The following is a 7,068-nucleotide window of genomic DNA, read 5'->3' as shown; positions in this document are numbered from 1 at the left end:
AAATAACGCATCGTTGGTGTCCCCTTGGTCTCAGCCCTTGTTACGCTTCATTCACCGGTTTTGGTAACAAAGACACTCATGCCCAGAAATTCGGTTACGATCAGGTCTCCAGCGACCGGAAATAACCGTTCCAGCTTTGATGAGGCCTTCCTGTCACAGCATGATAATCGCTTGCCTGATCAAGCGCGCCGTTGCGGATGCCTTCGTAGATGCCTGCGATCACGGTTCCCATGAATTCACCCAGTTCCGCGACACGTTCCTCGCGATATTCGGCGACCGACATCGAGCGATATTCAAGCCCTGTTCCGAATGTCCGGTTCAGATATTGCGCAAGTTGGGTCTGGGTGAGTAGCTCGCCATGGAGATTGTACGTTTGACCTTCATGCTTTCGGTTGGTCAGCATGCAGGCATAAGCGTAAGCCAGTTCTGGCCGGGTTGTATATCCGCATTTACCGTCATCGGCACAGTTGGCGATTTCGCCCTGCGCCTTGTAAGTCCCGATATATTCCACATCAGGCTCGATATAGATCCCGTTGCGGCCGATCGCCCAGGCAAGCCCGCTCGCGCGGATATCCGCCTCGGTCTGACGATTGCTTTGTACAATGGGAGAAAAAGCCGTGCCTTTTTCGGTACCCTGGATGCTGGTGAAGACGATCTTTTTCACGCCCGCAGCTTTGGCTGCGTTTATGACGTTGCGGTGTTGCCCGATGCGATCTTCAGGCGCTGCCATTCCCGATACGAGAAGTATCGTATCGACACCCGATAGTGACTGCTCCAGCTGTTCGCGGTGGTTATAGTCACCGGCACGAACTTCGATGTTCATGCTTTTTGCCTTTTCCGGCGTGCGCGCCAAGCCAATAATCGGTTCGCCTGTGTCCATTCCGGAAAGAGTCTTGGCGATTTCCGCTCCGAGATGACCCGTGACGGCGGTAACGGCGATCGTCATGACGATGTCTCCTGATTCTTGTCGGGCGGAATTATGATTATGGTCACAATATTGAGGTGGAAGTGCACCAATTGGAACGCTCTGTCACAATTGACCTAGCCAAACGGCCGATAAAGATCCTCTTGCGGCTGGGTAAACCACTCCGGCCCCGATGCCGTCATATAGAAATGGTCCTCCAGCCGGATACCATATTCGCCGGGTACCACGATCATCGGTTCGTTGGAAAAACACATGCCGGCCGCCAATGGCGTTGTATCGCCCTTCACCAGATAGGGACCTTCGTGAATGTCGAGACCGATGCCGTGGCCGGTGCGGTGGGGGAGGCCTGGCAGGTCATAGTCGGGACCGAGACCGTGACTGATCAGGACATCGCGGGCGGCTTTGTCGACCGCTTCGCAGGGGGTGCCGATGGCGGCGCGATCGAAGGCGGCTTGCTGTGCTTCTTTTTCAACCTGCCACAATTTTTCGATCTCGCCGCCCAGTTTGGTCAGGGCATAAGTGCGGGTGATGTCGCTATTATAGCCGTCGATGGTGCAACCGGTATCGATCAGGATCAGCTCGCCCTCCTGCAGCACCGGGTCGCCCGGCACGCCGTGCGGATGGGATGTCGCTTCGCCGAACTGGACGGCGCAAAAACTGTTGCCGCCATCGGCTCCGCCGGCGCGGTGCAGGCGATCGATTTCGGCGATCACGGCGCTGGCTTTCATGCCCGGCCTGATCCACTCGAAGACGGTCTGATGGACGGAGAGCGTCAACTGCATGGCCGCGATCATCAGATCGATTTCAGCCTGTGACTTTATCGCGCGCAGCGGAGCAATGATCTGGGCGGCAGAGCCATAGAGGATCGGTTTTTCAAGCTGGTTCAATGCTTCGAACAAGCGCGCGGCATGGCCATAGGAACATTCCGGATCGAGCACGCATCGCTTGCTTCCATGGTCCGTCAGCACAGACGCCATCAGCGCAAAGGGACTTTCATGCTCTTCCCAGAATGCCATTTCCGAGGCCATCGCGAATTTGGCACGGATCGCTGATTCCTCGAATTTGGGACAGATGAAGATATTGCGGTCAGCCATGATCAAGACACCGACAAAGCGTTCGCTTTCGTAAAAAGCCTCGCCGAAATAATAGCGCATATTGCTACCCGGGGTGATGATCACCGCATCGAGCCCGTTTGCCGGCATGGCGCTACGCAATTTGTCGAGCCGCTGCTCCCGTTCGGCGCTACTGATCCGGGGTGGCTTCGAAATCAATGTCATGGTGGTTTCTCCGATACAAGCGGCCAGCCTATAAGCCATTACAGCCAAAGTGCACGCATTGCGAAACTGGCGCGGCTCGCGTCATATTGCAATCGTCACATGGATTGGGTGGAATATATGCTGACTACAAGCGCGCGAAACGGTTGCGACGCGGCAGGAATCCCTATCGCGCCGAGGTGGCGCTTTTCTTTGCTGGGCCGGCTTGCTTGCGGATTGTCCGGCCGGTAATCGGCCGTTCGGGAAGGGCAATGATCGGACCGCGTCGGCCGGCTGCAGCATTTTGCCCGTGATTTAACAGCAATTGGGTCGCCGCTTCGGGCGGCACCGCATGGGAGAAGAGATAGCCCTGGCCCAGCTGACAACCGATTTCGCTTAGCAAATATGCCTGGTCTTCGGTCTCGATCCCCTCTGCAATCACCCGGATGTCGAGCTTGCGAGCGATGCCGAGCAATCCTTCGATAATGGCACTGCTGCGGTCATCAAGCTGCAACTGCTTTACGAAGGATCTGTCAATTTTTATGACATCAACCGGAACGGTCAGAAGATGGGTGAGCGATGCGAAGCCTGTCCCGAAATCATCCAGCGCAATCCGGAGCCCGTGTGACCGCAGGGACCGGATCTCCTCCGCGACGATCTCGTCATTCTGCCCGAGATAGACCGATTCCGTGACTTCGAGAATGACATGTTTCAGCGGAACATTCTGGCGCCCGAAAGCCGCTTCGATCCGGTCGTAGAGCGTGCCACTGTGAAAGTCGGCAGAAGAGATGTTGATGCCCACATGCTGGAACGGGATGCCGCGCTCCAGCCAGGACCGGACATCGGCAGCGACCAGAGCCAACATGCCCTGTGTCAGCTTGGCGGCGACATTCACATCGGTTGTCGCCTGATGAAATGCTCCGGCGGAAACTATATTCCCCTCCGGCTTCCGCAGGCGGCAAAGAGCTTCCATGCCAACGATTTCGCGCGTGTCGAGCCCGACCACCGGCTGATAATAAGCCTCGATCCTCCCTTCCCTCAACGCGTTGTCGACATCCTGTATCACTTCGATCCGCTGTTTGATTGCGGTACCAATCCCGGGCCAGTAGCGGACAAATCCGCCGCGCCCGGTTTCCTTGGCGTGATAGAGCGCGAAATCAGCATGTTTGTGAACCGTTTCGGCATCACGATCGCCCGGCGAAAGCGCAGCGCCGCCAATAGTCGCACGGGGCTGGATCATGTGCCCGCCACAGCTCGCAACCGTTCCGATGGCTTCGAGGATATGTGACGCGGTCCCGTCCAGATCCGCAACCGCGCCCGTCTCCTGCAGGATCACGGCGAATTCGTCGCCACCGACCCGAAAGGCATGATCGGGCAGGACGGATGCCTTTATTCGCCTGGCCACGCATTGCAGCAGGTCGTCACCGGCTTGATGACCGAACGTGTCGTTGATGGTCTTTAGATTATCGACATCCACCACCATTAGAGCCCAGGTCCCGGGCTCATCGCAGGAAAGCCGGCCCAGTGCCGCGTCAAAACTCGCTCTATTCGGCAAGCTGGTGAGCGCATCGACCGATGCCCGTCGTTCGCGCTCCAACACGCGGTCGTGCTGCTCAAGCGCGATCGCGCAAAGATGGATACAGGCACTGACAAGCTCCTGTTCGAGCGCATTCTGTATTCTGTTTTGTTTAAAATAAAGCGCAAATGTACCGAAAACCTCGCCCTCTGCATTGAAAATCGGAACCGACCAACAGGCCTTGAATCCGGCGGGAAGAACATGTGTTTTGAACAAAGTCCAGCGTGGATCGGTTTCGATATCGGTCACGGCCACCGCCTCACCAAGATAGGCCGCGCTACCGCAGGAACCAACGTTGGGGCCAATCATCGCCCCTGTGACCAGTTCCGAAAATATCTCGGGCAGGCTTGGCGCCGCAAGGGGATAGAGCTGTCCGTTGCGTTCGACCCGCAGCACGGAACAGGCAACGTCCGGCAGCAGAAGCTCGATTTCGCGACATAGCCGTTGCGCAGTGACTTCCAGCGACTTGCCGGTAGCTATCATCTCCAGAATGATATTTTGAAACCGCAACAACATACACCGCCTTTTTACTCGAGATTATACCAGCCAACCTGAGCGCGCCTCGCGACGCAAAAACGATCACGCAAAGACGGACTAGCTCTTGGTAGAGTTACGGTAATAAAGCCGAAAGTTTAAGGAGATGAGGACGCCATATTCGCGCGAGCGCAATCCCGGGCACATATTGGCCGGGTCGTTGATGATATAAGTCTGCGCTAAGTCCGCGTCATCACAGCCGTTTGGCGTGCCAGCGCAGATGATCGTCCATGAACGTAGAGATGAAATAATAGCTATGGTCGAAGCCATCATGGATATTCAACGTCAACGGGATTGATGCTTTCTCGCAAGCCTCGACCAGCAATTGCGGTTTCAACTGCTCCTCGAGAAAATTATCCGCCGCACCCTGGTCGACGAGAAATTCGGGAAAGCGAGCACCATCTTCGATCAACGCGCAGGCATCATATTCCCGCCAGGCGGCTTTATGTTCTCCGACGTAGCGGCCCAACGCCTTCTTGCCCCACGGACATTGGGATGGCGCGACTATCGGTGCAAAGGCCGAAGCAGATTTATAACGTTCCGGATTACGGAGTGCCATCGTCAGCGCGCCATGGCCGCCCATGCTATGCCCGAATATTCCCTGCCGTTTCACATCGACCGGAAATTGTTCGGCGATCAGGGCTGGCAATTCCTGCTCTATATAGCTGCGCATCTGGAAATGATCGGCCCATGGTTCTTCCGTAGCATCGACATAAAAGGCAGCGCCCTGCCCCAGATCATAGCTTGAATCATCGGGGACGCCCTCGCCGCGTGGCGAGGTATCAGGGGCCACCACGACCAGTCCCAATTCACTCGCCAGCTGACGATATTCGCCCTTTTCCATAACATTGGCGTGGGTGCAGGTCAGGCCGGACAGGAACCACAGCACAGGCAGTTTCGCGCCCTCTTCATGATCCGGCACATAGACCGCGAAGCTCATGTCCGTGCCGGTCGCGGTGGAGGCATGGGAATAGACGCCCTGGATGCCACCAAAACTCCGACTGGTGGAGACGGTCTCCATCAAAAGACCACAACGCTACGGATGCTCTCACCCGCGTGCATCAGGTCAAAGCCCTTGTTGATCTCTTCCAGCGTCAATGTGTGGGTGATCATCGGATCGATTTCGATCTTGCCGTTGACATACCAGTCGACGATTTTCGGAACATCGGTCCGTCCGCGCGCGCCGCCGAATGCCGTGCCTTTCCAGACCCGCCCGGTAACCAGCTGGAATGGTCGCGTCGAGATTTCCTTGCCGGCTTCGGCCACACCGATGATGATGCTTTCACCCCAGCCGCGATGGCAGGCTTCGAGCGCCTGGCGCATCACGTCGGTATTGCCGGTGCAGTCAAATGTATAATCCGCGCCGCCATCGGTCAGAGCAACCAGATGCTCGACGATATCGCCTTTGATCTTTTTCGGGTTGACGAAATGGGTCATGCCGAACCGTTTGCCCCACTCTTCGCGATCGTCATTGATGTCCACGCCGATAATCTTGTCCGCGCCGACCATCCGCGCGCCCTGGAGCACGTTCAGGCCGATGCCGCCGAGGCCAAAGACGATGACATTGGCGCCGGGCTCTACCTTCGCCGTGTTGACCACCGCGCCGACACCCGTGGTGACGCCGCACCCAATATAGCAACTGGTGTTGAAGGGCGCATCGGTGCGGATTTTGGCAACTGCAATTTCCGGCAGGACGATGAAGTTGGAGAAGGTCGAGCAACCCATATAATGATAGATGGCCTCGCCCTTGTAGGACATCCGGCTGGTGCCATCGGGCATCAGCCCCTGCCCCTGAGTCGCGCGAATCGCGGTGCACAGGTTGGTCTTGCCGGACAGGCAGCTTTTACACTGGCGACATTCCGGCGTGTAGAGCGGGATCACATGATCGTCGGGCGCCACCGAGGTAACACCGGCACCGACTTCGCGCACGATACCGGCGCCTTCATGGCCGAGAACACTCGGAAACTTGCCTTCGCTGTCCAGCCCGTCGAGCGTGTAAGCGTCGGTATGACAAATACCAGTAGCCATGATCTCGACCAGCACTTCGCCCGCCTTCGGGCCTTCCAGATCAAGCTCGACAATCTCGAGCGGCTTTTTCGCTTCAAATGCTACGGCAGCGCGGGTTTTCATATTCTGTAATTCCTTTTCTTGACCGATTGATCATGATTTTGGCTTGTACGTCCGACCGCCACCAAGACAAACTGCTTCATTTCATGCAAAGCTTCATGGCCATCCAAGCCGTCGGACTATCGAACTTCATACATATCGGCTAAAGACAGGTCGGTAAATGCTAGGAAATCGATAGCTGCAATCTTGCAGCGTGATAGTCAATGATAGCTTGTGCTGCCAGCCACCCTTTTCCCGCCGACAAAGCGCAATTGGCCCTCCGAGATGTTCCACAAAAGCGTTGCCAATTCTACTTTGCACGGCATTGGCGGTTGATCTTCCGTCCGAGATCGTTTCAATGAAATAGACATTGGGAGAAGCAGAATTGATCCAGGATTATACGCCTATCCGCGAGGAAGTTGCCAAGCTTTGCCAGAAATTTCCGGGAGAATATTGGCGCGCACGCGACAAGGCACGTGAATATCCGAGCGACTTTGTAGCCGCTCTGGGCGAGGCCGGTTATCTGGCAGCCCTGATCCCGGAAGAATTTGGCGGTGCCGGATTACCGATTTCGGCAGCCGCAGCAATCCTCGAGGAAATCCAGGCCCAAGGCTGCAACGGCGGCGCGGTGCACGCGCAAATGTATATCATGGGCACGATGCTGCGCCACGGTT

The 7,068-nt window shown here is 56.5% G+C and carries 6 protein-coding genes; 1 reads left to right on the top strand and 5 read right to left on the bottom strand.

The window, feature by feature from the left end:
• Positions 1–100: 100 nt before the first annotated feature.
• The 5 genes from V7680_RS14475 to V7680_RS14455 all read right to left on the bottom strand — a co-directional run bounded on the left by V7680_RS14475 (position 101) and on the right by V7680_RS14455 (position 6,418).
• Entirely contained in the window at positions 101–946 is an 846-nt protein-coding gene (locus V7680_RS14475; protein ID WP_335653974.1) for an SDR family oxidoreductase, read from the bottom strand.
• Positions 947–1,041: 95 nt separating this feature from the next.
• Positions 1,042–2,202: a M24 family metallopeptidase gene (locus tag V7680_RS14470; RefSeq protein WP_335653973.1), complete on the bottom strand. Its 1,161-nt coding sequence runs from the start codon at positions 2,200–2,202 to the stop codon at positions 1,042–1,044.
• Positions 2,203–2,365: 163 nt separating this feature from the next.
• On the bottom strand, positions 2,366–4,270 hold the full coding sequence (locus V7680_RS14465) for a putative bifunctional diguanylate cyclase/phosphodiesterase (RefSeq protein WP_335653972.1): 1,905 nt from the start codon (positions 4,268–4,270) through the stop codon (positions 2,366–2,368).
• A 211-nt stretch (positions 4,271–4,481) separates the two neighbouring features.
• Positions 4,482–5,309, bottom strand: coding sequence for an S-formylglutathione hydrolase (gene fghA / locus V7680_RS14460; protein ID WP_335653971.1), 828 nt, complete (start codon positions 5,307–5,309; stop codon positions 4,482–4,484).
• A complete protein-coding gene (locus V7680_RS14455) occupies positions 5,309–6,418 on the bottom strand; it encodes an S-(hydroxymethyl)glutathione dehydrogenase/class III alcohol dehydrogenase (RefSeq protein ID WP_335653970.1) in 1,110 nt (369 codons plus the stop codon). The genes fghA and V7680_RS14455 overlap by 1 nt, the downstream gene beginning before the upstream one ends.
• A gap of 346 nt (positions 6,419–6,764) precedes the next feature.
• On the opposite strand from V7680_RS14455, the gene V7680_RS14450 reads away from it, so the two are divergent.
• Positions 6,765–7,068 (top strand): acyl-CoA dehydrogenase family protein (locus V7680_RS14450; RefSeq protein WP_335653969.1); only part of this gene is annotated, 304 nt, incomplete at its 3' end.

Origin of the sequence: Parasphingorhabdus sp. (assembly GCF_036963705.1) — a bacterium.
GTDB lineage: Bacteria > Pseudomonadota > Alphaproteobacteria > Sphingomonadales > Sphingomonadaceae > Parasphingorhabdus.
The sequence above is the reverse complement of the archived record's forward strand: the minus strand, read 5'-3'. Positions and strand labels throughout refer to the sequence as shown.